Below are 26087 nucleotides of genomic sequence, written 5' to 3' on the forward strand. Positions count from 1 at the left end.
ATGAAGGTTATATGGGGGAATTATGCCCTACCTGCTAGAAATGAAAGAAATAACGAAGCAATTCGGTGTTGTTAAAGCCGTTGATAATATTAGTCTGACACTTGAGGCTGGGCAGGTATTATCTTTATGCGGGGAGAATGGCTCCGGAAAGTCCACATTGATGAAAGTGTTATGTGGTATTTACCCTGCGGGTTCTTATCAAGGCGAAATAATCTTCTCAGGTGAAACGCTTCAGGCCAAAAACATTCGGGAAACAGAGCAAAAAGGCATTGCAATAATTCATCAAGAATTGGCACTAGTGAAACAAATGTCTGTGCTGGAAAACATGTTCCTCGGTTCCGAATGGGGGCGTTTTGGCATTATGGATTACGATGCCATGTATTTGCGTTGCCAACGGATGTTGGCGCAGGTGAAATTGGTCGTAGACCCGCATACGCCAGTAGGTGAACTGGGGCTGGGGCAGCAACAGTTGGTTGAAATTGCGAAAGCGCTAAATAAACAAGTGCGGTTGTTGGTATTGGATGAACCGACGGCCTCTCTAACAGAAAGCGAAACGGCTATTTTGCTGGATATTATTCGCGATCTGCGTAATCACGGTATTGCCTGCATCTATATTTCGCACAAATTAAATGAAGTTAAAGCTATATCGGACGATATCTGCGTGATCCGTGATGGCCGCCATATTGGCACTCGGCCCGCAGCGGCCATGACTGAAGATGACATCATTGCCATGATGGTTGGTCGTGAACTGAAAGAGCTTTATCCACATGAAGCCCATCATATTGGTGAAGAAATTCTCCGCGTGGAAAATCTCTGCGCCTGGCACCCGGTAAACCGCCATATCCGTCGGGTAGACGAGGTTTCTTTCTCCTTGAAGCGTGGTGAGATTTTGGGGGTGGCTGGATTGGTGGGATCTGGCCGGACAGAAACAGTGCAATGCTTGTTTGGTGTCTACCCTGGTCGCTGGCAGGGCGATATTTTTATTGATGGTCAAGCGGTCACCATTAACCATTGTCAGCAGGCTATGAAACTGGGCATTGCCATGGTGCCGGAAGATCGCAAAAAAGATGGCATCGTGCCGGTCATGGGGGTAGGGGCCAATATCACACTGGCTGCATTAGATGACTTCACCGGTTCTTTCAGCATGCTGGATGACGCGAAAGAGCAGTCGACTATTGTGCAGTCCTTAGCTCGTTTAAAAGTAAAAACGTCTTCTTCGGAACTGGCGATAGCTCGCCTGAGCGGGGGGAATCAGCAAAAAGCCATTCTTGCAAAGTGCCTGTTGTTAAATCCGCGCATTTTGATTCTCGACGAACCGACGCGCGGTATCGACATTGGTGCAAAGTATGAAATTTATAAACTTATCAACCAATTGGTCCAGCAGGGGATTGCGGTCATTGTGATTTCCTCTGAATTGCCGGAGGTCTTGGGATTAAGTGATCGCGTACTGGTCATGCACCAAGGGCGCATCAAGGCCGATCTCATTAACCATAACCTGACTCAAGAAAAGGTCATGGAAGCCGCACTCAGGAGTGAAACCCATGTCGCAAGCTAATCAAACGGATATCAACACACCAGAAAATGGCGATAAAAAGCCACTATTTCGGCTAAAGTCGCTTAATTTGCAAGTTTTTGTCATGTTGGCGGCTATCGCCGTTATTATGCTGTTTTTTACTTTCACCACTGAAGGGGCTTATCTCAGCGCCAGAAATATCTCTAACTTACTGAGACAAACAGCGATTACCGGAATTTTGGCCGTGGGGATGGTTTTTGTCATTATCTCGGCAGAAATCGATTTATCCGTTGGCTCAATGATGGGGTTATTAGGGGGTGTCGCGGCAATTTTTGATGTGTGGCTTGGCTGGCCATTACCGCTGACCATCGTTGTCACACTGATGCTGGGGTTGGTGCTCGGCGCATGGAATGGGTGGTGGGTTGCTTATCGCAAAGTCCCCTCGTTTATTGTCACCCTCGCGGGGATGTTGGCTTTTCGCGGTATCTTAATCGGCATCACCAATGGCACCACGGTATCACCTACCAGCAATGCCATGTCACAGATTGGTCAAAGCTATCTACCCAATGGCCTAGGATTTGGTATTGGTGCCATTGGCCTGATGCTATTTGTGGCCTGGCAGTGGCGTCGGCGTAGCCATCGTATTCGGTTGGGCCTGCCTGTTGCAGCTCCGCAAGGGGATATCACCCGCCAATCGATTACCGCCGTTATCGTTCTTGGTGCCATATATTTATTAAATGATTATCGTGGCGTACCTACTCCGGTGTTGATTCTTACTGCCCTAATGTTGGCCGGAATATTTATGGCCACTCGAACTGCTTTTGGCCGCCGGATCTATGCCATTGGTGGCAATATTGATGCTGCCCGCTTGTCTGGGGTTAATGTGGAACGCACCAAATTGGCGGTATTTGCAATCAATGGATTGATGGTCGCCATGGCCGGTTTGATTCTTAGCTCACGTTTGGGGGCGGGTTCACCTTCTGCGGGGAATATTGCCGAGTTGGATGCGATTGCCGCCTGTGTCATCGGGGGCACCAGTCTTGCTGGCGGGATCGGCAGTGTGGCGGGGGCGGTGATGGGGGCATTTATCATGGCTTCTCTCGACAATGGGATGAGCATGCTAGATGTGCCGACTTTCTGGCAGTACATTGTCAAAGGTGCAATTTTGCTGCTGGCTGTGTGGATGGATTCCGCCACAAAACGCCGGGTGTAATTTTACCCATCGCAAAGAGATCAACGCGATATTGCTTTGGTCTCTTTGCGCATTCAGTTTTGCTATCCCACCCCTTTCAGGAGCTATTCCATGTTTGAGAAACGCTACCGGATAACCTTATTATTTAATGCCAACAAAGTGTACGACCGACAAGTGGTGGAGGGCGTTGGCGAGTACTTGCAGGCTTCGCAATGTGACTGGGATATTTTCATTGAAGAGGATTTTCGCTGCCGCATCGATAACATTAGGGATTGGTTGGGTGATGGGGTGATTGCGGATTTTGATGATCGACAAATAGAGCAGCTACTGGCGAATGTCGATGTCCCGATTATTGGTGTGGGGGGGTCTTACCATCAAATAGAAGATTATCCACCGGTAGATTATATTGCGACAGATAACGCCGCCTTGGTGGAAGCAGCATTTATGCATTTGAAAGAAAAAGGATTAAATCGCTTTGCGTTTTACGGGCTGCCCGCCAGCAGCGATAAACGCTGGGCACAGGAGCGGGAATATGCGTTTCGACAATTAGTGGCCGCAGAACAATATCAGGGGGTCGTTTATCAGGGAATGGCCACCGCCCCTGCTAATTGGCAATACACACAAAATCGGCTGGCGGACTGGGTACAAACGTTGCCGCACCAGACAGGTATCATTGCGGTCACCGATGCAAGAGCGCGCCATTTATTGCAGGTTTGCGAGCATCTGGATATTGCAGTACCGGAGAAGTTAAGTGTTATCGGCATTGATAATGAAGAGTTAACCCGTTATTTATCGCGAGTGGCACTTTCGTCGGTAGTACAAGGCACACGACAGATGGGCTATCGAGCGGCTAAGTTGTTGCATCAGCGTCTTAATCAACGCCAAAAGCAACAAGAAGCCCCTCCATTGCAGCGTATTCTGGTGCCGCCGGTCAAAGTGATGGGGCGGCGTTCCACGGATTTCCGTTCATTACGCGATCCGGCAGTGATTCAGGCCATGCATTATATTCGCCATCATGCTTGCAAAGGGATTAAGGTCGAACAGGTGTTGGATGCGGTGGGCATGTCGCGCTCAAATCTGGAAAAGCGCTTTAAAGATGATATAGGGCAGACTATTCATGGTGTTATTCATGAAGAAAAACTGGATAGGGCACGCAATTTGTTGTCTGCAACATCATTGCCTATCAATGAGATTTCACAGATGTGTGGCTATCCATCATTGCAATATTTCTATTCGGTTTTCAAAAAAGGGTATTCGATCACGCCGAAAGAACACCGCGATAAATATGGCGAAGTGAGTTATTAGCTGCTTGGTTCTGACGGTGATGATTCTACAATCCACCTTATCGGGCAGTTTTATTCATCATGTTTATCTAATGGATAGCGCCATACAATAAAAACGCTATAATCCCCCCTGACTCACTCTTCCCTATGGAAGATCATCGTCCCCGGTGGGGCGGCTGGACTTCAAATCCAGATGGGGCCGCCAGCGGTCCTTGGCAGGTTCGACTCCTGTGATCTTCCGCCAAAAGTCCTCTTTTTACGTCAACTCAAGTCAATAAAAATCCATATAAACCAATGGTTAACTTGTATTTTTTCTCTCCTGATGTCAAGCAGTGTCTGCTGAAATCTATCCCCAGAAGGAGAAATCATGCCCCTAACGGATGTTAAGGTGCGTACAGCTAAAGCGCGGGATAACCCTATAAGCTAGCTGATGGAGCCGGCCTCTATGCTATTGGTCAAAACGGTAAGTATTCCGCATAGTCGTGCCATTCATATTTAGAGATCTTTAGAAACTACGGCATAACGGCCAAAATGCAAAAAGGCATCGTGATAGATGCCTTTTCAAAGAGTTAATGACCGCGATGGCGGCTTTTGTTGGGTAGCACACCGATATCATCGACCTCCATATTAACGCACGTTATATAACCGATCACCGGTGAATCCAATTCTCTGAGAAATGGATAACGCAGCTTGCGAAACCAGCGTTCCTAACTCTTTTACCCGTTCTGGGTTTCCGACCATTTTTGATGAAAGGCATGCCACACTGATTGCCGCCAGAGGCGCATTGCGTGAGTCATATATCGGCGCTGCCACACAAAAGACATCTATATTGTGTTCACGATCGTCAATAGCATAACCCCGCTGACGCGATTGATTCATCTCTTCAAGAAGGCGCTCTTCGGTGGTGATAGTGGTGGGGGTAATCGGAGGCATGCCACCGGTTCGACGGACAATATCAAGCAAACGCTCATCAGAATAGGCAGAAAGCAGCGCTTTACCTAAACCGGTGCAATACATCGGGCGATTTGATCCCAGTTTGCAGGAAGTACGAACAGAACTTTCGCTTTCCGCTTTATCCAGATAAACCAGCATTCCACCACTTTCAATAGCCAGAAATGAGGTTTCATTCACCTGAGCGGTAATCTTCTCGAGAACGGATTTCGCCACGTCATAGAATGGCTTTTTATCGCGATATCCAGAACCAACCTGGAAAAGTTTGACCCCTAAACGGAACGACTTAAGCCGCTCATCCGCCACCTCAAGATACCCCTTATTCACTAGCGTATAGATAATATCGAACGCAGTACTTTTCGGGATAGCCAGACTTTTACTAATTTCTGTGATGGTTAATTCATTTGGACTGTGAGCGAGCAGTTCGAGGATCTCAATCGCCCGCCCCACTGAGCGGTTAAATTTGTCCATTGAAGACATGCCTTTAGAAAAATTTTCACTATTATAGCGTATCTACCCCCTCAAAATGCGTAAAAAAAGGACGCTTTATCAGCGCCTTGATCACAACCCCGGCAGGGTTATGCTGCCGGACGTCGATTTATTTTCGTGGTGTACTGCTGTAAAAATTAGGTTGGCATACATTTGCCTTGGCGAAATGTTGCGACGAAATTATCAGCAAGTTTGGTTAAGCCTTGCCAATTCCCGTCTGCAATCATTTGCTTATTAATAAGTTCGCTACCGACACCTACTGCAAATGCGCCTGCTTTTGCGAAACTTTCAGTATTCGCGAGAGTAACGCCACCAACGGCAATCAGGGCGAGGTTATCGAGTGGTCCTCTAATTTCCTTAAGGTAATCAATACCTAAGGCATTGGCTGGGAACAGCTTAAGTAGATCAATTCCCATACGGCAAGCTTGCATCATCTCACTAGGCGTAACGACAGCAGGAATCATAAGCCTCTGATGTTCATGAACTATTTTTACAACCTCGGGATTAAAATCAGGTGCTAAGACAAAATTGGCTCCGGCATTTAGCACCAATTGAGCCATGATTGGATTCAATACCGTCCCGGCGCCCACATACATTTTATCGCCAAATTCTGTGGACAACATTTCAATGCATTGTAAGAACCCAGACGTGTTGCAGGTGACTTCAATCACTCGAATACCGCCGTCATATAATGCCTGTGCCAGCGGCAATACCTGCTCCGGTGTAATATGGCGCGCAATCGCGATGATCCCGGTATCTTCTATGGCCTGAATAACTTTTTGCTTAATCAAAGCATTTTCCTTCTCATCGGGAAATATAGCGTTAATAACCAGTAGAATAGGCGTCTGCGCTATCTACTGGCGTCATCAAATTCACACTCTTTAATGGGTTGCCGCGATAGGCTTAGTAACGAGGAACCAGTAGCACAAAGCCGCACATCCGGCGATGATACCGCCACTAACAAATGCCAGCGTGTATGAACCAGTAGCATCTGCAATCATCCCGGTGACCAGTGGTGATAGCGAACCGGCAAAATAGCCACCAAAATTCTGAATACTGCCCACAGAACCGACCATCGCTGACGGAGCAACATCACCCGGTAATGCCCAACCGGTTGCGGAAAGTGCAGAAAGTAATGCCATCGCAATAACCAATAATGCTAATGTCGAAGTTAAACTGGATGCGAAGGGAATACAGACCACAGTAATACCGGCTAATATGGCAGAGACGCTGATGGTGACGCGTTTCGCGACTAAGGAATCTTTAAATATTTCGCGGTCCATTAACCATTTTGAAATATATCCCCCGACTACAGCACCTACAATGCCACCAAAGTAAGGAATACTGGCATAGATACCCAATGATTTAAGTTCAATATTTTGGGTTTTCATTAAATAAAGTGGTAGAAACGTTGTGAAAATATTCATCATCCATACGTAACAGAACCAGCCTAATATCATTCCCCACACACATTTATATTTGAATAATGAACCCCAGGTTATTTTCTTACCATCATCACCAATCGCGTTACCAACGGCGGTGCCACCACCACCTTCTTTAATATAATCTAATTCTTCTTCAGTAATCGTTGGGTGCTTTTCTGGTTGATGATAAAGAAAAATGAAGAAAATTAAGAAGACTAACCCAAGTGCACCAGCGATATAAAAGAGAGATCGCCAGCCGAAAGGAACAATAATAGCAACTAAAATAGGTGGTGCTATTGCAGGGCCCCATTTTGATGCCGCATCCCAGAAGCCGGTAGCCAATGCGCGTTCTTTTTTCGGGAACCAAGTTGCCGTTATTTTTGCTGCACCAGGCCAGCAAGGAGCCTCGGTGACACCCAATAACGCACGAGCAAAAAGCAAGGTTGCCAGACTGCTACATGCTCCGGTGAGCATGGTTGCACCACTCCATAATCCAATAGCCCAGCCGTAGACTTTTTTGGGACCAAGTTTATCAACCAGCCAGCCTGAGGGAAGTTGACACATTGCATAAATCAGTGCGAAAACGGAACCCATCAGACCTATATCTGTATTCGTTAAATTCAAGTCTTTCATCATATCCGGTGCAGCGATAGATAAGCTTGCCCGGTCTATATAGTTAATAATACCGCCGACTAATAATAGAAATACAACAAACCATCTTTTCTTTCCGACTTTATTAGCAACTACCGTTGCTTTTACGGTTGTATTCATGGTGATTGCCCTATTAATACTTCATTCGTAGGATAGAGTGATTACAAAAGTTGTTTAAATCGTGCTAAGGCTATAATGCCAAGGCCTGATAATGGCTTCGGATTATCATCAATAACACGTATTTCTCCGGTAAAGAATGAATCATCTTTAATCAGTGTGCTGAAAGCCTCTTTGAGGATTCTCTTTCCACCAATGACAATCGTCATACCGGGCGTTATATTCAGCGCATCACTATTTTTAATAGCGGAAATATCACTGGATAACACAGCACCTAATAAAAAATTAGCTTTTTGATTTTTTGACTGATGCGCAAACATGTCGAGAATACGAACTGAAAAACAACTCCGGGAAAGGCCGACTTTTTGGCAAGTCCGGCTGCCTTGTAAGAGAGCTGTCCTGTCTATTTCGTCAGCGAAGTCGTGTTGTAGTGAACTGGCTAGAATCGTATTTTGTGTAATAACATCTAGAAGCTCTCCGCCAATGGTGGTGACACAACCAGTGATGCGGTTTTTCTCATCAATACGAATGAATTTTGAATGTGAACCCGGCAATATAATCAGCGCAGGTCCTTGCAAATTCATAGATTGAACAACGCCAATGACTTCCGTTTCTTCGCCGCGCATGATGTCCATGGCTTCAACGTTTTCTACCGATACGGATTGCGAATTATTCCGCACGCCGGGGACAAACCAAATGGGTTTTTCAGCCACTTCAGGCATGTCTACTTTTACCATCCCTTGAGCAAGCTCGGTAATTCCAGCAGGGGCAATTTGGTGTGCCAATTCATACAGGCCAACATTTGAGGTGATCATCCCAGATGACAACAGAATAAGAGGATCGTTATAGGTAATGTTGGCTTGTTTCATGGCGTCATCAATAGCCACCTTAACACCATTAATTAGCGTGTTTTTGCTCCCACTGATTGCCGTGTCGCGGACACCCACGGGTTGGAAAGACTTGGCAATAATGTCATTGTCTTTCCATACACTAACACGTGTATTTGTTGTCCCTGTATCTATGGTTATAACGTACATAGTAAAGTCCCAGAGGTTAAGTGAATACCGATTAATACTGCACTAGTTATTTTTTAATGTGCTATGCTTTAACAATCTCTTCATTTTAAAAATAAGGATTTTTATTAATTTCGGCTATTATTTGTAGGTGATTGTTATTTTATTTATTACATTAATTAATCTGTGATTTAGCGATATAGCACGCCCCTTTTATACCCAGTAAAGCTATTTCTTCCGGCTGAGTAATTGAAATCATATGGTTGTTAATCTTTTTGGTTTCTTTTAACATTTCTTGATATATTTTGCATCGCGCAGATTGGCCGATAAAAATAATATCGCCTGTCAGTGCAAACCCTTGTTCTTCTGCTTCATCAAAAAGTTTCATATCATCAGCTGCTATTGTACATTCGCAGTAGAATTTTCTTTCTGCTGCTGTCGTTGGTAATGAAAATTGAATAAAACGTGTAAAGAGAAGACTCCGTAACAAACCTGCACTACTGACGCATTGGTAAGCATGCTTGAGAATATCAGAGCAGTAGAAATCCTCAGTATCATTGTCAGAATCGATCATACTTGAGTTTATGAAGGTCTCTTTTTTTACTGCGGCATAAACTTGCCCGCTCAAGGACGTAATACTGCCAGCAATTGCACCATCTTTATTGATATGTATAATTTTTGTCGTTGAACCAAGTTCCACAATAGTTGCTGGTAACGTTAATGACATGCTGGATATGACACCAATAGCTTGCGTCTCCTCCCCACGCATCAGGTCGATTTTCCTGATATTTTCCCAAGTGGCTTCGCCAATATCATTTTTCACACCAGGAATGAATATAATAGGAAGATCAATCGGTAAAACTTTATATCCTGCGACCCGGCAAGTATGTTGAGCAAAGTCATTGATATTCACTGGCGCGACCAGATGAGGAACTTCCAGCAACCCCAGATTGGAAGTAATCATGCCTGAGGCAATAGCAAAATCGACATCATGCAACGAAAGCGCATTGTTACCCAATAAATCTTCAATTGCCTGAGTGAGTGCCTGTTTCAGTCGTTCATTATTTCCATCACTAACGGTGCTGTTTACCCCAATAGTAATTTCATGTTTGTCTTTTACCTCTTCCTGCTCAACTAAATACAATCGAGTATTTGTTGAACCGCAATCAATAATTATATACATATTAATTTCCCTGGCGTTTTCGTGTTGTTTCTTGAGAGATAACGATGAACTATCTCTCATTTAAATGATTATTTTTATTAAAGGCTGTGCTGATAAATATCTCTTATTGTTTCAGCATCAGGTACTTTGGGATTGTTGGATAACACGACTTTCATGGTGGTAAGCACATTATTCACCATCCAGTCAAAATGCTCTTCTTTGACACCAAGCTCAGTCAGTGTTGGTGTCATATTAATATAAGTTAGGAGACTTTTTACGGCGTCCACACTACTGGCGGCGGCTTGTTCGATGCTCATATTACGGGTATCGACACCCATCGCACGCGCGATAGCCGCGAATTTTTCAGGTGCTGCTGGCCATGTATATTCCATGAATGGCATATACATGGCGGCGATACCTTCCGCGTGAACGACATTTAATAACCCCCCCATTGGGTGTTGTAATGCGTGAGGTAGGGTTGTTCCTGCACAATCAATTGCCATGCCAGCCAATGAACTGGCAAATGTGACATTTTCCCATGCTGCTAAATCGCTAACATCGTCATAAACCCGAGGCAGATTTTGTGCAATAAGCTCGATGGCTTTTAAAGACAACATCTCACTCATTGGGTGTGCATTTTTAGAAATAAATGATTCCAATGCGTGGAACAGCACATCCGCACCAGGGCCTGCGATGACACGTTTTGGTAGTGTCAGCATCAGTTCTGCATCAATAATTGCCGCTTTGGGATAAATCAGTGGATTGACCAAGCCTTTCTTATCGTTGGTTTCAGGATTGGTGAAGACCGCAGTGCGGTTTGCTTCGCTTCCCGTGCCTGCTGTGGTAGGGATTAATACCACGGGCAGCGCCGAGGTTCCCTGTTTTACACCATAAACATAATCCCAGATGCTGCCTTCATTTTGGGCTGAAAAAGCAATACCTTTTGCCATGTCCATAGCACTGCCTCCACCGATGCCAATGACCAAATCGCATCCTTCGCGATTAGCCATCTCTGCTCCCTCAGCAACCAATGTTGAAAGTGGGTTTTGCATGAAACGATCAAATAGGCTGAAGGTGATCCCGGCTTGGGTGAGATATTCCTGCAATGAAACTAACTGCCCGGTGGGTTTGGCACTATCAGAAGCCACGATCAGCGCTTTCGTGCCATATGTGGCGGCGATTGTACCGGCTAGCTTGAACTTACCTGCACCAAAATAAAATTTCACTGGGTTCATGTAATCAAATGGCATGTTTATCTCCTTGTTCGTATATGCGTACACTGTTCGGATTTATGAATTCATCATAGGATGGATATTTTTATTCGACCAATAGAATTGTCACGAAGAGAGATCCGCATCACTATGTTTTTGGTTTGTGAAAAATATGATCGGCTAACGTAGCCAAAGAAAATGAGGCGACCTCTATGAAGAAAAGAATCAGATTCGATGTGAGATAAGGTGGCTTATTGAGGTTGGTATGCAGGTAGGATTTGGCCTCTACCTGCACGGGGAGCATTCACTACTTCGTTGAAATCAACATCGTTTAAACATCCTGAGCGGACTCTATTGCTGTTTTTTGCCTCTTAACTTCAGTCTGAATATCATTCTTCTGAGTGATTTGGACAGCAAGATAGAGATCTGGCACTACAATAATCTCTTCTGCAAAAGGTGACATATCGTTCTTCGTTAACCAGTCTGTGAGTTCCGTGTCACGGCCAGCAAGAATTAGTGTCACCCCTTTTGCTTTCAGAGTCGGAATAAGCTCTTTAAGCATGGCAAATACACTTGCGTCATTATAAGTAAAGCATGTAGCCGCATCGATCACGACCCACCGTGGTGGCGTTGGTGCACTGTTAACTAACGCAATGACGCGTTTTTTAAAATAGGTCGAATTAAAATAGGTCAAGATAGAATTGAAGCGATACATGATTAAACCATCAATAGGTTTAATATGTTCACCTGCATTAACAGAGTGGATTATCCCTTGATTGTCCACTCCGAGTAACTGATCTGTTGGCTTGAAAACAGTACGAAGGAATTGCAGTATGCCAAGAATAATAGCAAATCCGATACCGTCGATAAGACCAACCACTAACACCGCGATTAGCGTAAATACGGTCAGAATATAGGCCGAACGGTTATGTTTTCGCATGGAAAAAATAGCTTTGAAACTAAACATGGACCATGCAGCATAAATAAGTACAGCACCGAGTGTTCCTAATGGAATGAAGCTCAGTGTTTGTGTCAGGAATAAAAGCACCAAAGCGATCGTCAGCGCTGCCACTATTGAAACCATTTGAGACTTGCCACCGTTGGCATCATTAACTGCAGTGCGGCTGGTTGCTGCACTGACCGCGAATCCTTGTGATAGCCCCGCGGCGATATTGATATAACCCAAGGCACGTAGTTCCTGATCAATATCGACTTCATAACCATTTTTACTGGCGAAACTTTGTACCGTCATCATAAAACTGACAATGCTGATTACGGCAAGATTGAGTGACGGAACGACAAGTTCACGTAATAAAATGGGGTCGAAATGGGGCATGGTAATATGTGGCAACCCTTGGCCTAGGCTACCAATAATGGTGATTCCTGCAGCATTGAAATCTAAGTACCAGCTTAACAATGTGGCAATCGTCATCACAATAAGGGGTCCTGGCCATTTGGGGCGTAATACTTTCAAAATAAACAGAATGGCAAGGCAGGTAATTGACAGTACTAATGTTAACTCATGTATTTCCGATAACTTACCGGGCAATGCAATCAGGCATTTAATTAAATCTGACGGTAGTGAGTTCAACCCCAGGATATTACCAATTTGCCCAACCATAATGGTGATGGCAACACCATTTAAAAGCCCTTGTAGAATAGGCTGAGAAAGAAAGTCAGCAAAGATGGCGAGACGGAAACGACCCGCAATGACGCACCAAAAACCAGTCATCATTGTCATGATAATGGCCATTTGCCAAATCGTGTCTTGGTTTCCAAGAGCAAGAGGAGCAACTGCTGCAGTGATGACCGCGCAAGTGGCTGCATCAGGGCCGACAATCAGCTGTCTTGAGGTGCCAAATAAGGCATAAACAATCATGGGTAAAATGCAGGCATAAAGCCCAATAATGGCATTGATGCCCATTAGTTCGGTATAGGCAATAGCGGTAGGTAATGCGACCGCTGCGACCGAAAGCCCTGAACGAATATCGGGCTTCAGATAAGCTTTATCATAATGGATGAAAGTTGCGAGCCCAGGAATCCACTGAGTTGTCCATTTTAGCTGCATTATATTGAGATCCTTAGTATCGATGTCATCAAAAATATCACCGCAATATTCTTTCTCTATAGCGTAGTCTATGAATTTGCTCTCATTTAGAAGAAATTCTTCGCTGGATTTTTATCAATACAGATTACTGCGGTCTTTTTATGCCAGACAACAGATCATGGGGAATTTATGCTGATCTAAATCAATAAAATGATCTCGGTTTTTCAGTGGTACTGATAATAAAGACATGTGCTTAAAAACAGTATTGACATCTCATGTAGAACACGTAAATTAGAATTCAACACCGGTGCAATTAGTAGCAAGCTTTTTATTTACCCGGTGTCCATGTAGCAGATTTAAAATAATGCGATAAAGGTCACGAAATATTTTTTTATGTGAGATTCGCTTTGAGTTTTCATATATTTAACTCATGCGATGATGCTTTAAAGCCATGCAATAAATCTTCATAATCGCATTTTGTGGACGATACGCGATGAGTTAAGGCTTTGTTGTTAATAGTAATGTTCGCGATTTGTGTACGTTAGTATGAGATCGAGGATATCGCGACGAAAGTAAAGCCACGTAACAAAGAGTATATATCGCGAGGGTGGTGTACTAATTTAGTTAGTGTTATCAAAAACATGGCTAAATTAAATTAAACGAGGAATGTTACCATTCAGTTAATATATTGGAGGGCAAAGTTAGTTACAAACGAAAATATTCCTGTAAAACATGTACATCTTTATAAACAGTATGAAAGTTAGTATCACGTTATTAAGTTGATTAATGTTTAATTTTAAATTTGTAGTACCTTAAAAGCCCTGACTAAATGTAGTCGGGGCTTTTATCATTTTGGGGCTAGTTTTTTATCTATTACAGTGGACTAGAGGGAATCGCTTGAGGCATGTTGATACTTTTATGTATGTCATTTTGTCCAACCAATGCCCTACTTGCAGGAGTAAATTATGATTGCTGTCATCTTTGAAGTGGAGCCTGCAGAAGGTGAATACAACACGTATCTAGAGTACGCCGCAACATTAAAATCTTTGCTGGAACAAATAGATGGTTTTATTTCAGTTGAACGTTTCCAGAGTTTGAGTCACCCAAAGAAATTACTCTCACTGTCATTTTGGCGAGATGAAGATGCAGTTAAAAAATGGCGGAATATTGAACAGCACCGTATCGCGCAAGCTGCAGGGCGTGAGGGTGTCTTCTCTGGTTATCGTCTACGAGTGGCAACAGTGGTGCGGGACTATGGATTAATAGAAAGAGAACATGCACCTGTTGATAGCCAGATTCACCATAAATAATAAATAGAGAGGGCTAAAGGCGAATTTTACAACTCTTATTGGTCCCTCTTCTTATCTTCCCTAACGGTAAACCTTCTCCACTTCGGCGACAAATCCCCCACAACTATTAAGCGAGATATCGCGCATTTTTAATGTTTCAATGTAAAATTCGTGTGAAATATATGTGACTTCGTGCGCAAAAACAAACCAATTTTATGCTGCTTTCAACAGCGAAATCATGCCGAAAATCCTCTTGTTTGACTTTAAGTTAGAACGTGGTGATCAATATCTATTTGATTTTAAATGGTATTAATGTCTCTGTGTTTGTGGTGTGAAATCTCCCATTCTCTTTTTCTCCGTGCTTGATTGTACTTGTCTATACGAGTATATGTTAATAAATGTTCAAACTAAGTAATGTCGTCGATACCTGAAAAACTGGTTGAAGGAAATTGCCGTGACTGCCCAAAACAGATTCCGTGATAATGAGATTAGAGCCTCGCGTGGTACAAAGCTGACGGCTAAAAGTTGGTTAACTGAAGCCCCACTGCGCATGTTGATGAATAATCTTGATCCTGAAGTGGCTGAGAATCCTAAAGAATTAGTGGTTTACGGTGGTATTGGCCGTGCGGCCCGTAACTGGGAATGCTATGACAAAATTGTAGAAAGTCTGACTCATCTGAACGACGACGAAACATTGCTGATTCAGTCTGGTAAGCCTGTCGGCGTATTTAAAACTCACAGTAATGCACCTAGAGTTTTAATTGCTAACTCAAATTTAGTTCCTCATTGGGCTAATTGGGAACATTTCAACGAACTTGATGCTAAAGGGTTAGCCATGTATGGCCAGATGACCGCTGGTAGTTGGATCTATATTGGGAGTCAGGGCATTGTGCAAGGCACCTATGAAACCTTCGTAGAGGCTGGTCGGCAGCACTTTGGTGGTAGCTTAAAAGGGCGCTGGGTATTAACGGCAGGATTAGGGGGGATGGGCGGCGCACAGCCACTGGCGGCAACCTTGGCCGGTGCTTGTTCTCTCAATATTGAGTGTCAACAGAGCCGTATCGACTTTCGTCTTAAAACTCGTTATGTCGATGAACAAGCGGCTAATCTGGATGATGCACTCGCGCGTATTGAAAAATACACCGCTGCGGGTGACGCGGTTTCCATCGCCTTGTGTGGCAACGCGGCAGAGATTTTACCTGAGTTAGTTCGCCGTGGGGTTCGCCCGGATATGGTGACAGACCAAACCAGCGCCCATGACCCGTTGAATGGTTATCTGCCAAAAGGCTGGAGTTGGGAAGAGTATCGTCAGCGTGCTCAACGTGAGCCGGTTCTCGTGGTCAATGCTGCTAAGAAATCAATGGCAGAACATGTTGAAGCGATGCTGGCTTTCCACAACATGGGTATCCCAACATTTGACTACGGCAATAATATTCGCCAGATGGCACTAGATATGGGTGTTACTCAGGCTTTTGATTTCCCTGGTTTTGTACCTGCTTATATCCGCCCACTGTTTTGCCGTGGTATTGGCCCGTTCCGTTGGGCTGCACTTTCCGGCGATCCTACCGATATTTATAAAACAGATGCAAAAGTTAAAGAACTTATCCCTGATGATGAACATTTACATCATTGGTTGGATATGGCGCGTGAAAGAATCAGCTTCCAAGGGCTACCCGCACGTATTTGCTGGGTCGGCTTAGGTCAGCGTGCGAAGTTGGGGCTGGCTTTTAACGAGATGGTGCGTACCGGCGAGTTGTCGGCCCCCATCGTGATTGGTCGTGACCATCTGGATTCTGGCTCGGTTGCTAGCCCTAACCGTGAGACTGAAGCCATGCAGGACGGCTCCGATGCTGTATCGGACTGGCCATTACTTAACGCGCTACTGAACACAGCGAGTGGCGCAACGTGGGTGTCACTGCATCATGGCGGCGGGGTAGGAATGGGCTTCTCGCAACATTCGGGCATGGTAGTTGTGTGTGATGGCAGCGATGAAGCCGCTGAGCGTATCGCTCGAGTCTTACATAATGATCCGGCAACTGGCGTGATGCGCCATGCTGATGCGGGTTATGACATCGCCATTAATTGTGCACAAGAGCAGGGGCTGAACTTGCCAATGGTTGCCGCGACACGAGGTAAACAATAATGAAAACAACTCTCGAAACAATGACCCTGCGCCCCGGCCAAATGACGCTGGCTGATTTGCGGCATATTTATCAGCATCCCGTGCATATCACTCTGGATGAAAGTGCTCATTCTGCCATTCAGCAAAGTGTAGATTGCGTCCAGGCCATTTTGGCAGAGAAGCGTACGGCTTATGGAATCAATACCGGATTTGGTTTATTGGCATCGACCCGTATTGCTACCGAAGATTTAGAAAATCTGCAACGCTCGATTGTTCTTTCTCATGCCGCAGGGGTGGGTGAACCAAATGACGATGCAATTGTTCGCCTGATTATGGTATTAAAAATCAATAGCTTGGCCCGTGGTTTTTCAGGGATTCGCTTGGATGTTATTCAGGCGTTGATAACTTTAGTTAATGCTCAGGTTTATCCCCATATTCCGCTAAAAGGCTCAGTGGGGGCTTCCGGTGATTTGGCTCCACTGGCACATATGAGTTTGCTGCTGTTAGGTGAAGGCCAAGCTCGTTATCAAGGCGAATGGTTAGATGCGCGTACCGCACTGGCTAAAGCCGGTTTGCAGCCGCTTACACTGGCGGCAAAAGAGGGGCTGGCACTGCTTAATGGCACGCAGGTTTCTACCGCTTATGCACTGCGTGGCTTATTTGAGGCTGAAGACCTTTATGCTGCGGCTTCTGTTTTTGGTAGTTTGACGGTGGAAGCAGCGTTAGGTTCTCGCAGCCCGTTTGATGCACGCATACATGCAGTGAGAGGCCAGCGTGGCCAAATTGATGCGGCCACTGTCTATCGTCACTTGCTTGGCGAGCGTAGTGAAGTCTCTGAATCTCATCGTAATTGCGATAAAGTTCAAGACCCGTACTCGCTACGTTGTCAGCCTCAGGTTATGGGAGCTTGCTTGACTCAAATGCGTCAGGCGGCAGAGGTTCTGGAGATTGAATCTAATGCGGTGTCAGACAACCCCTTGGTTTTTGCTGAACAAGGCGATGTCTTGTCTGGTGGTAACTTCCATGCCGAACCCGTCGCTATGGCGGCGGATAATCTGGCGCTGGTATTAGCAGAAATCGGCTCATTATCCGAACGGCGTATTTCACTATTGATGGACAAACATATGTCACAGTTACCCCCATTCTTGGTGGAGAACGGTGGCGTAAACTCTGGCTTTATGATTGCTCAAGTCACCGCAGCAGCATTGACCAGTGAGAATAAAGGACTGGCATTCCCTTCGAGTGTCGATAGCATCCCAACTTCTGCCAATCAGGAAGATCATGTTTCTATGGCTCCTCGTGCGGGCAAGCGCCTATGGGAAATGGCGGAAAACGTGCGCGGTATTCTAGCTGTGGAGTGGTTGGCTGCATGTCAGGGGCTGGATTTACGTAAAGGGTTGAAGACATCAGATACGCTGGAGCGTGCGCGCCATCAGTTGCGCCAGCACGTGGCTTACTACGAAAAAGATCGTTTCTTTGCCCCCGATATTGAAGCCGCAAGTCAACTTATTACCCTGCGCCATTTGAATGAGCTGATGCCCCCGCATCTACTACCAAGCATTTAATAAATTATAGAATAATAAGCAGTCATTACATTGACCTATAGGTGGTCCCGGTTACCGGGATCACCCTCTCTGAACCCCTGCCTGAAAGGGCGCGAATCTTGCGAGAATGTACCATGAAGAATGATTCATCCACGCTCAAACGCGGGCTTAGCGCCCGGCATATCCGGTTCATGGCGTTAGGTTCCGCCATTGGAACTGGCTTATTTTATGGCTCTGCCGAGGCCATCCGTCTTGCGGGACCTGCTGTTTTACTCGCCTATCTAATTGGTGGTGGTGCCGTATTTATGGTAATGCGCGCACTGGGTGAAATGGCCGTACATGACCCCGTTGCAGGCTCTTTTGGTCACTATGCCAGCCGCTACCTTGGGCCTCTGGCCGGTTTTCTGACCGGTTGGACGTATACCTTTGAGATGATTATTGTGGCGTTGGCCGATGTCACGGCGTTCGGCATTTATATGGGGCTATGGTTCCCTGATGCGCCGCAATGGGTTTGGGTGCTAAGTATCATTTTCTTTATTGGTGCGCTAAATCTCTGTTCAGTCAAAGTTTTTGGTGAAATGGAGTTTTGGTTATCTCTGCTAAAAGTGACTGCGATTATTGCCATGATAGCGGCAGGGCTAGGTATTATGATGTTTGGCTTTGGTGCGGGTCATGAAAGTACGGGAGTCAGCAATTTATGGTCTCATCAAGGGTTTATGCCTAACGGTATGACAGGAGTGATTGCCTCATTTGCTGTGGTGATGTTTGCATTTGGTGGAATCGAAATTATTGGTGTTACTGCCAGTGAGGCGAAGAACCCAGAAAAAGTCTTACCGCGTGCGATCAATACTGTTCCTGTACGTATTCTGCTGTTCTATGTTTTGACCCTATTTGTTCTGATGGCTATCTATCCATGGAATAGCATTGGACAAAATGGTAGCCCCTTTGTAGAAATCTTCAGTAGTTTAGGTATTAGCTCTGCAGCCAATATTCTGAATTTGGTGGTTATCACCGCCGCGATTTCTGCAATTAATAGTGATATTTATGGGGCAGGCCGCATGATGTATGGCATGGCTCAAGAAGGGTTGGCACCTAAATGTTTTAGCCGCCTGACTCGTAACGGTGTGCCATGGATGACTATTCTGGTGATGGCAATTGCGCTGTTATGTGGCGTGGTGCTGAATTATTTGATCCCGAAAAATGTGTTTTTGATTATTGCCTCAATTGCGACTTTTGCGACTGTTTGGGTCTGGTTAATGATTCTGATTTCCCAAGTCGCGATGCGCCGTTCTATGAGTAAAGAAAATGTAGCTCGTCTAACCTTCCCGGTGCCATTCTGGCCAGTCGCCCCCATCCTAACCATTATTTTTATGGCATTTATTATCGCCGTTTTGGGGTATTTCCCAGACACCCGAATTGCGATGTATGTTGGTTTGACGTGGGTTGCATTAATGACCCTAGCTTGGTGGGTTTGGTTGCGTAAAGCACCACCACGCGTCATTCAAGAACCGATTGAAAGTAGCGAGGGGTAATCCTATTAGGGGGTTCATTAGCCGCTGACAGTAAGTTCAGCGGCTTAATTTATTCTGTTAATTTGGCTTGGGAGACTCTACCCATTAAGCTCTAATTGAGGGGTAATTCAAAAATTATAATGTTACAGACAATGTAATATCACTGAAAGAGACAATAGAGGTCGGAATATTAAGCTATTCGTGGATGTTTATTTGATAATAATAACTGCATGATAATTTATTAGTTCCTCACTATATACCAAGATAATGTTTTGCGTTTAAAGTAGCGGCATAGACAGAGGGTGATAAACTGACCTCAATTGTGCACGATTATATAAAAACGGAGTAGCGGCCATGCCTGCCATAGCCATTAAGCGGTGGATTAAACGGATTGTTCTGGTTTTGGTGGTAATGTCCGTTACCATACTGGCAATACGAATTTACGATACACAACGTGGACCGAAGCTTGAGCTTTGGCATACGTTCGTCCCTCATGATATGCGTGCCGCCGACATTGATAAATCCAATTGGGCGGATTACATAAAAGCTGAAAACGCGCTTTTTGATGAAGTTCGGATTAACGTTACCGAAAAACTGGAGCCGAGAACTCAGGTTCCACTCAACCGTTATTATTCGGGCAGTGCGATTTATCCACCTCATTTTAAAAATGACTGGAATCGCTCTTATATTCTGCAACCTGAAGGTAAGCCTAAGGGTGCTGTTGTATTACTACATGGTTTAACTGATACCCCGTATAGCTTGCGCCATATTGCTGAAAACTATCGCGAGCGCGGATATGTGGCCATTGGCATTCGTTTACCGGCTCATGGCACGGTGCCTGCTGGTTTGACTGATGTTGAGTGGCAAGACTGGCTGGCGGCAACACGTCTGGCAGTCCGTGAAGCCAAAGCACTGAGTGGCCCGGATTTACCCTTGCATGTTGTTGGTTTCTCCAATGGTGGTGCGCTGGCGATGAAGTACACGTTGGACTCATTGGATGATCCAACACTGGCAAAACCTGCGCGGGTTATATTGATATCCCCAATGATTGGTGTGACAAGCTTTGCTCGTTTTGCGGGTATTGCCGGTTGGCCCGCTATTTTCCCGGCCTTTGCGAAAGCGGCTTGGTTGGGGATCGTACCTGAGTTTAATCCATTCAAGTACAACTCATTCCCGGTTAATGCTGCTCGCCAGTCCTATTTATTGACGTCCGTATTGCAACAGCAAATTGCACGTGATGCGAGAAACAATAAAATGGAAGAGTTACCGCCGATCCTGACTTTCCAGTCATTAATGGACTCCACCGTCAGCACCCGAGCGGTAGTCACCGCCCTCTACAATCACTTACCGAAAAATGGTAGTGAAGTGGTACTGTTCGATTTGAATCGTGCAGCCAGTTTTGGGCCATTATTAAGAACATCTTCTTATACTGCGTTGGCACGTTTACTGCCGCCGCCACCACGTAATTACAGCACAACGATAATTACCAATGTTTCTCCGCAAAGTAATGAAACCGTAGCGTTGACCACTCTGGCAGGGGAAACGAATGAAACGTCAGTTCCTACCGGGCTGATTTATCCACCGGATATTTTCTCGCTTTCTCACGTAGCATTGCCATTCCCGATGAGCGATTCACTGTATGGCCGCTATCCTGAACCACGTGACCAATATGGTATCAGTTTAGGGACCTTCGCCGCCCGTGGTGAGCGTGCTGTGCTGGTTGTTGGGTTAGATTCTTTGATGCGAATTTCATCGAATCCGTTCTATCCCTATATGTTGCAGCGTATCGATGACAAGATAGACATGCCAGCAAAGTAAGATGATATCTCAAGCCCCCAAATCGGGGGCTTTTTCATAATGAGTGCCATACTTTCAAGTCGGACGTGTTCTTCATCTTTATTGACCCTGAAAGGAAAGCACTATGTCTATTGAAAAAGTCGTATACCGCGCCAAAGCTAAAGCCACTGGTGGCCGTGATGGTCGTGCAACATCCTCTGATGGTGTACTGGATGTGAAATTAGGTGTTCCTAAAGAAATGGGCGGCGCTGGCGGTGCGGTCACTAATCCGGAACAGTTGTTTGCTGCTGGTTACTCTGCTTGTTTCCTCGGTGCGCTGAAGTTTGTTGCATCAAAAGAAAAGGTAAAAGTACCTGACGATGCTAACATCGAGGGTACGGTGGGGATCGGCGCGATTCCAACCGGTTTTGGCATTGAAGTTCAACTGGATATCAGCCTACCGGGCATTGAACGTAGTGTGGCAGAAGATTTGGTGAAAAAAGCACATGTTGTCTGCCCGTACTCCAATGCAACCCGTGGCAATATCGATGTCACTTTGAATATTAAATAAATCAATAATTCCCTAAGAAGCTCATGAGAAATTTCTTGTGGGCTTTTGTTTGTTCAATTCTCCTCCACTGCAATCTTTTATGCTCTATTTTCAAACAAATAAGTGGATATATCCTCCACAGATTATGTGTTTGCTCGCGGAATGGAACATTAAGAATGAGTAAGATAATTCTGTAATTGAAATCAATAGCGCGCTTATGAGCTTGGTACTGAACCTGAGGGGGGGTTCACTGTCTGATTGATTTAAGCCGCAAATAGTGTCTTTGGAGACCTTGCGTTATATGGACAGAGTTAAATCTTTATCGCAGCAAAGTATTTCTTTGTTGTTGGCTGTTTATATTGGTATTTTTCTGAATATCTCTGTCTTTTATCGTCGTTTTGACACCTTTAGCCAAGGTATCCAAGGCATAAAAGTGGTGTCCGCTATCATTGAAGTGATGGCCATTATTCTGTTTACCTTTTTTGTCATGCGAGTTATCTCCCTGGGTGGCCGCTGGTTTTACCGTGTTGTGGCAACCTTATTAGTCTTAATTTCTGTTGCTGCCAGCTATTACATGACTTTTTTTAACGTCGTGATTGGTTATGGCATCGTTATTTCTGTACTGACCACGGATACGGACCTTTCTAAAGAAGTCATTGGGCTTCATTTTGTTATCTGGATGCTACTGGTCAGCGCGTTACCTCTGCTCCTTATCTGGAGAAATACCCTGCGTTTGACCTTACTTGAGCAATTTCGCACGCCAGGCCAACGTATTAAACCTGTCTTATGGATGGTTGCCGCCGCCGCGCTGGTTTGGTTACCTATTCGCTATCTGGACAAAGTGCAACATATAGATGAGCAATTGAAAACCGTGGATTTACCCAGCTATGGCGGTGTGGTTGCTCACTCATATTTACCTTCTAACTGGCTGGCTGCATTGGGTTTATATGCCTATACCCAATATGATGAGAAGTATGATGCGGCAACATTATATGACCCGACGGAGCATCATACTTATATTGCCCCCGCCGGTATTGATGACACCTATGTTGTCTTTATCATTGGCGAAACGACTCGCTGGGATCATATGGGGCTATTGGGATATTCACGTGATACGACGCCGCGCCTGAGTAAAGAAAAGAATTTGGTCGCTTTTCGCGGTACATCTTGTGATACCTCCACCAAACTTTCATTGCGCTGTATGTTTGTGCGTGAAGGAGGAGCGGAAGATAATCCGCAGCGGACGCTGAAAGAGCAAAATGTGTTTGCCGTACTAAAATCCTTGGGGTTCACCTCGGAACTGTTCGCCATGCAGAGCGAGATGTGGTTCTACAATAATACGAATACCGATAATTATTCATTCCGAGAATTGATTGCTTCAGAGAAGCGTAATGATGATAAGCCGGTGGACGACATGCTGCTGGTTGATGAGTTGAAAGAGTCTTTGGCTCGTTATCCTGTCGGTAAGCATTTGGTCGTGCTGCACACCAAAGGGTCACATTACCTTTATTCTCAACGTTATCCCCGCAGCTATGCCCGCTATCAGCCTGAATGTATGGGAGTAGATGATTTTTGCAGTAAGCAGCAACTGGTTAATGCTTTTGATAACAGCGTGTTGTATACGGATTCGTTTATTGCCAACGTAATTGATCAAATGCGTGATAAGAAGGCTATTGTGTTCTATGCCGCAGACCATGGGGAATCGATTGACGATAACTCCCACTTCCATGGCACGCCACGGGAAATGGCACCATCAGAACAATTCCGCGTACCATTAATGGTCTGGACATCAGATAAATTTCTGGCGCAGCCGGAACATCTCGCTTCGTTTGAACAACTACAAGCTGAACAGCGTGTCGGTAAAACTCATCGTCAGGTTGAATTATTTGACTCCATTCTAGGGTGTTTAGGTTATAGCTCGCCGGATGGTGGAATTAATACCGCTAATAATTGGTGTCAGGCGCCGGTGCGGCATGTTCAGCCTACTATTTAATCAATTAGTCATATAAGTATCATCTGATATGATTTGATTTTTGAACCAATCCACATCGGAATTATAAGGTTGCGGTATACTCCAGTTCAGGTCCCTCCTCGGCTGGAGTCTTCAATGACTTACCGTGTTGTTTTTATTGATGATCATGACATTGTGCGATCAGGTTTTGCCCAGCTACTGGCTCTGGAAGATGATATTCAGGTCGTGGGGGAGTTCAGTTCTGCGAAACAGGCGCGTGCCGGGTTACCGGGCCTGCAGGCGAATATCTGTATTTGTGATATTTCCATGCCTGATGAAAGTGGATTGGACTTGTTGAAAGACCTCCCTTCGGGAATGGGGGTCATTATGCTGTCGATGCATGATAGCCCGGCGTTGGTGGAAATGGCGTTGGAACGCGGTGCGCGCGGTTTTCTGTCTAAACGTTGTAAACCCGAAGATTTAGTTTCCGCTGTGCGCACTGTGGGCAGCGGTGGCGTCTATCTGATGCCCGAAATTGCCCAAAAACTCGCCCGTATTGCGGTTGACCCTCTAACTCGCCGGGAGCGCGAGGTTGCCGTGTTATTGGCACAAGGTAGAGAAGTTCGCGAGATTGCTGAGTTACTCGGCCTGTCACCCAAGACCGTCCATGTTCATCGCGCCAATTTATTTTCCAAATTAGGTGTTAGCAATAATGTTGAGTTGGCCAAGCAGGTGCTGAATCTATGATGCAGCGCTTGGTCATGCTGTTGGCATTATTCTTTATTTATACCACCGCCGCTTTTTGTTTATGGTCAGTTGGAACCCAACTTGTTGACCGCCCTTTACAGGCCATGTTGATGTTCCCTTTTGGCCTGCGTATCGGGATCTTATTACAAAGTCCACGTCAGTATTGGCCAGGCATTCTGCTTGGTGATGCCTTGTTATGGTGGTTGCTAACCGACCAGTTTGGTTATGTGGATTTACTGTGGTTTGCTATCCCTTTGTTGCTGGCAACCACGTTATTGGCTGCGCTTGCTTCTCCTTGGCTATTGCGCCATCAGAAAACGGAAAGCGAATGGCAATGGCCTTTAATGCAAGGGGCTGTGATTGTCGGCGCGGCGTTAATACAGGCGTTAGGATGGCAAATAGCCAGTAACCAAGGTGCGATGGCCCTGCTGTTGGGGCTGGTGGGTGGTTTCACGATTGCACCGACTTGCCTTTTATTATGGCACTATCTGACACGCCAAATTTGGCTGCCTCTAGAACCGGGGCTGATTCATAAACCCATTAATTTGCGTCTGCACCATATCATCTGGTATCTGCTGCTATTTGCATTGAGCATCTGGTTACAGAATCAAGTGACTGAGTCGGATTTATACCTGTTTGCTCCATTCTGTTTGGCAATCCCGATTGTCTTCATGGCGTATCGCTACGGGTGGCAGGGGGCCTCTGTTGCTACATTGCTCAATGGAGTGGTGTTATTGATCAATACTCCGACGCAATTAGATTCTCATCGCGACTTGCTGTTGTCGCTATTGGCGCAAAGTCTGACGGGCTTATTGCTGGGAGCTGGAATTCAGCGGCAGCGGGAGTTGAATCAGCAATTGCAAATACGTCTAAATGAAAATCGTCAGTTGGCTAAAGCCCTCGTGGTGGCAGAAGAGCATGCTCGGCGTGATGTGGCTCGTGAGTTGCATGATGAGGTGGGGCAGACGGTCACAGTCATCCGTACTCAGGCCAGTGTAATTAAGCGATTAACCACTCAGCAGCCTGTTTTGGCCAGTGCTGAGATGATAGAGACACAAGCATTACGGGTCTATGATGGCGTCCATGATGTTCTCGCCAAGTTATGGCCTGCGGCATTAAATAATCTACCGCTGTCGGCCGCCATTGCGGCCTTAATGCGTGAGCTTATTCCGCAAGATCAATCTGTTGTGGGTGTGTTGCACTGGCAACTGGATGATGACCCCATTGATGAGACGCTCAAAATTACGCTTTATCGCATCTGCCAAGAAGGCGTTACTAATGCTTATCGGCACGGTGCGGCCAGCCGGATTGAGATTAATGCCAGACAAGATAGTCAAAATATCTATCTCACGATCCGCGATAATGGAAAAGGTATCGATTTGGCCACACTCACGCCAGGTTATGGGTTGCGAGGGATGCAATCGCGGGTGAGTGCATTAGGCGGGAATTTTAGTTTAAGTGTGGATCAAGGGACGTGTTTGAATGTGATCCTGCCCACAGTTTCCTTGCCCGCGCATCAAAACTAAGAAATATTCTCGTATACG

The 26087-nt window shown here is 45.5% G+C and carries 19 protein-coding genes and 1 tRNA gene; 13 read left to right on the plus strand and 7 right to left on the minus strand.

What is annotated here, in order from left to right:
• The first annotated feature begins 22 nt into the window (after positions 1-22).
• From ACIOG0_RS00275 to ACIOG0_RS00290, 4 genes are all read left to right on the plus strand, one after another.
• Positions 23-1555 carry a xylose ABC transporter ATP-binding protein gene (locus ACIOG0_RS00275; RefSeq protein ID WP_050140065.1) on the plus strand — a complete coding sequence of 511 codons (1533 nt, stop codon included), beginning with the start codon at positions 23-25 and terminating at the stop codon, positions 1553-1555.
• Positions 1542-2726, plus strand: coding sequence for a xylose ABC transporter permease XylH (gene xylH, locus ACIOG0_RS00280; protein WP_050099445.1), 1185 nt, complete (start codon positions 1542-1544; stop codon positions 2724-2726). The genes ACIOG0_RS00275 and xylH overlap by 14 nt, the downstream gene beginning before the upstream one ends.
• A 90-nt stretch (positions 2727-2816) precedes the next feature.
• Positions 2817-4010, plus strand: coding sequence for a D-xylose utilization transcriptional activator XylR (xylR, locus tag ACIOG0_RS00285; protein ID WP_050099446.1), 1194 nt, complete (start codon positions 2817-2819; stop codon positions 4008-4010).
• 127 nt (positions 4011-4137) lie between these two features.
• A tRNA-Sec gene (locus ACIOG0_RS00290) sits at positions 4138-4232 on the plus strand.
• Positions 4233-4615: 383 nt separating this feature from the next.
• Here the strand turns inward: ACIOG0_RS00290 and ACIOG0_RS00295 are convergent.
• From ACIOG0_RS00295 to ACIOG0_RS00325, 7 genes are all read right to left on the minus strand, one after another.
• Complete coding sequence (locus tag ACIOG0_RS00295) at positions 4616-5410, minus strand: IclR family transcriptional regulator (RefSeq protein ID WP_050099453.1); 795 nt, start codon at positions 5408-5410, stop codon at positions 4616-4618.
• Positions 5411-5565: 155 nt separating this feature from the next.
• Positions 5566-6219 carry a bifunctional 4-hydroxy-2-oxoglutarate aldolase/2-dehydro-3-deoxy-phosphogluconate aldolase gene (locus tag ACIOG0_RS00300; RefSeq protein WP_050295657.1) on the minus strand — a complete coding sequence of 218 codons (654 nt, stop codon included), beginning with the start codon at positions 6217-6219 and terminating at the stop codon, positions 5566-5568.
• Positions 6220-6309: 90 nt separating this feature from the next.
• Complete coding sequence (locus ACIOG0_RS00305) at positions 6310-7623, minus strand: MFS transporter (RefSeq protein ID WP_128451444.1); 1314 nt, start codon at positions 7621-7623, stop codon at positions 6310-6312.
• Between the two features lie 41 nt (positions 7624-7664).
• Positions 7665-8657, minus strand: coding sequence for a 2-dehydro-3-deoxygalactonokinase (locus ACIOG0_RS00310; RefSeq protein ID WP_050099456.1), 993 nt, complete (start codon positions 8655-8657; stop codon positions 7665-7667).
• Between the two features lie 151 nt (positions 8658-8808).
• Entirely contained in the window at positions 8809-9816 is a 1008-nt protein-coding gene (locus ACIOG0_RS00315) for a 2-dehydro-3-deoxygalactonokinase (RefSeq protein WP_050140051.1), read from the minus strand.
• A 77-nt stretch (positions 9817-9893) separates the two neighbouring features.
• On the minus strand, positions 9894-11045 hold the full coding sequence (locus ACIOG0_RS00320; protein ID WP_050099458.1) for an iron-containing alcohol dehydrogenase: 1152 nt from the start codon (positions 11043-11045) through the stop codon (positions 9894-9896).
• 292 nt (positions 11046-11337) lie between these two features.
• On the minus strand, positions 11338-13074 hold the full coding sequence (locus ACIOG0_RS00325; protein ID WP_050099459.1) for a SulP family inorganic anion transporter: 1737 nt from the start codon (positions 13072-13074) through the stop codon (positions 11338-11340).
• 944 nt (positions 13075-14018) lie between these two features.
• Between ACIOG0_RS00325 and ACIOG0_RS00330 the strand changes: the two genes are divergently transcribed.
• From ACIOG0_RS00330 to uhpB, 9 genes are all read left to right on the plus strand, one after another.
• A complete protein-coding gene (locus ACIOG0_RS00330) occupies positions 14019-14363 on the plus strand; it encodes an antibiotic biosynthesis monooxygenase (RefSeq protein WP_050099460.1) in 345 nt (114 codons plus the stop codon).
• A gap of 433 nt (positions 14364-14796) precedes the next feature.
• Positions 14797-16485 (plus strand): urocanate hydratase, encoded by a 1689-nt coding sequence (hutU, locus tag ACIOG0_RS00335; RefSeq protein WP_050099461.1) that lies wholly within the window; start codon positions 14797-14799, stop codon positions 16483-16485.
• A complete protein-coding gene (gene hutH / locus ACIOG0_RS00340) occupies positions 16485-18029 on the plus strand; it encodes a histidine ammonia-lyase (RefSeq protein WP_164908363.1) in 1545 nt (514 codons plus the stop codon). The genes hutU and hutH overlap by 1 nt, the downstream gene beginning before the upstream one ends.
• Positions 18030-18142: 113 nt before the next feature.
• On the plus strand, positions 18143-19540 hold the full coding sequence (locus ACIOG0_RS00345) for an amino acid permease (protein ID WP_050140047.1): 1398 nt from the start codon (positions 18143-18145) through the stop codon (positions 19538-19540).
• Positions 19541-19873: 333 nt separating this feature from the next.
• Positions 19874-21337, plus strand: coding sequence for a carboxylesterase (locus ACIOG0_RS00350; RefSeq protein ID WP_050099464.1), 1464 nt, complete (start codon positions 19874-19876; stop codon positions 21335-21337).
• Positions 21338-21440: 103 nt separating this feature from the next.
• Positions 21441-21866 carry an organic hydroperoxide resistance protein gene (locus tag ACIOG0_RS00355; protein ID WP_050099465.1) on the plus strand — a complete coding sequence of 142 codons (426 nt, stop codon included), beginning with the start codon at positions 21441-21443 and terminating at the stop codon, positions 21864-21866.
• A gap of 280 nt (positions 21867-22146) precedes the next feature.
• Complete coding sequence (eptB, locus tag ACIOG0_RS00360; protein WP_128451441.1) at positions 22147-23838, plus strand: kdo(2)-lipid A phosphoethanolamine 7''-transferase; 1692 nt, start codon at positions 22147-22149, stop codon at positions 23836-23838.
• Between the two features lie 114 nt (positions 23839-23952).
• Positions 23953-24543 (plus strand): transcriptional regulator UhpA, encoded by a 591-nt coding sequence (gene uhpA, locus ACIOG0_RS00365; protein ID WP_050295676.1) that lies wholly within the window; start codon positions 23953-23955, stop codon positions 24541-24543.
• Entirely contained in the window at positions 24540-26069 is a 1530-nt protein-coding gene (uhpB, locus tag ACIOG0_RS00370; protein WP_050099468.1) for a signal transduction histidine-protein kinase/phosphatase UhpB, read from the plus strand. The genes uhpA and uhpB overlap by 4 nt, the downstream gene beginning before the upstream one ends.
• The last annotated feature ends 18 nt before the right edge of the window (positions 26070-26087 follow it).

This window comes from Yersinia vastinensis (assembly GCF_044905075.1).
GTDB lineage: Bacteria > Pseudomonadota > Gammaproteobacteria > Enterobacterales > Enterobacteriaceae > Yersinia > Yersinia vastinensis.

Excerpts from the sequence above, each read along its gene's own strand:
- hutH (WP_164908363.1), top strand. The coding sequence starts at position 16,485 with ATGAAAACAACTCTCGAAACAATGACCCTGCGCCCCGGCCAAATGACG.
- ACIOG0_RS00330 (WP_050099460.1), top strand. The coding sequence starts at position 14,019 with ATGATTGCTGTCATCTTTGAAGTGGAGCCTGCAGAAGGTGAATACAAC.
- ACIOG0_RS00355 (WP_050099465.1), top strand. The coding sequence starts at position 21,441 with ATGTCTATTGAAAAAGTCGTATACCGCGCCAAAGCTAAAGCCACTGGT.
- ACIOG0_RS00275 (WP_050140065.1), top strand. The coding sequence starts at position 23 with ATGCCCTACCTGCTAGAAATGAAAGAAATAACGAAGCAATTCGGTGTT.
- eptB (WP_128451441.1), top strand. The coding sequence starts at position 22,147 with ATGGACAGAGTTAAATCTTTATCGCAGCAAAGTATTTCTTTGTTGTTG.
- ACIOG0_RS00325 (WP_050099459.1), bottom strand. The coding sequence starts at position 13,074 with ATGCAGCTAAAATGGACAACTCAGTGGATTCCTGGGCTCGCAACTTTC.
- xylR (WP_050099446.1), top strand. The coding sequence starts at position 2,817 with ATGTTTGAGAAACGCTACCGGATAACCTTATTATTTAATGCCAACAAA.
- ACIOG0_RS00295 (WP_050099453.1), bottom strand. The coding sequence starts at position 5,410 with ATGGACAAATTTAACCGCTCAGTGGGGCGGGCGATTGAGATCCTCGAA.
- uhpA (WP_050295676.1), top strand. The coding sequence starts at position 23,953 with ATGACTTACCGTGTTGTTTTTATTGATGATCATGACATTGTGCGATCA.
- ACIOG0_RS00320 (WP_050099458.1), bottom strand. The coding sequence starts at position 11,045 with ATGCCATTTGATTACATGAACCCAGTGAAATTTTATTTTGGTGCAGGT.
- ACIOG0_RS00305 (WP_128451444.1), bottom strand. The coding sequence starts at position 7,623 with ATGAATACAACCGTAAAAGCAACGGTAGTTGCTAATAAAGTCGGAAAG.
- ACIOG0_RS00345 (WP_050140047.1), top strand. The coding sequence starts at position 18,143 with ATGAAGAATGATTCATCCACGCTCAAACGCGGGCTTAGCGCCCGGCAT.
- uhpB (WP_050099468.1), top strand. The coding sequence starts at position 24,540 with ATGATGCAGCGCTTGGTCATGCTGTTGGCATTATTCTTTATTTATACC.
- ACIOG0_RS00350 (WP_050099464.1), top strand. The coding sequence starts at position 19,874 with ATGCCTGCCATAGCCATTAAGCGGTGGATTAAACGGATTGTTCTGGTT.
- ACIOG0_RS00310 (WP_050099456.1), bottom strand. The coding sequence starts at position 8,657 with ATGTACGTTATAACCATAGATACAGGGACAACAAATACACGTGTTAGT.
- ACIOG0_RS00315 (WP_050140051.1), bottom strand. The coding sequence starts at position 9,816 with ATGTATATAATTATTGATTGCGGTTCAACAAATACTCGATTGTATTTA.
- xylH (WP_050099445.1), top strand. The coding sequence starts at position 1,542 with ATGTCGCAAGCTAATCAAACGGATATCAACACACCAGAAAATGGCGAT.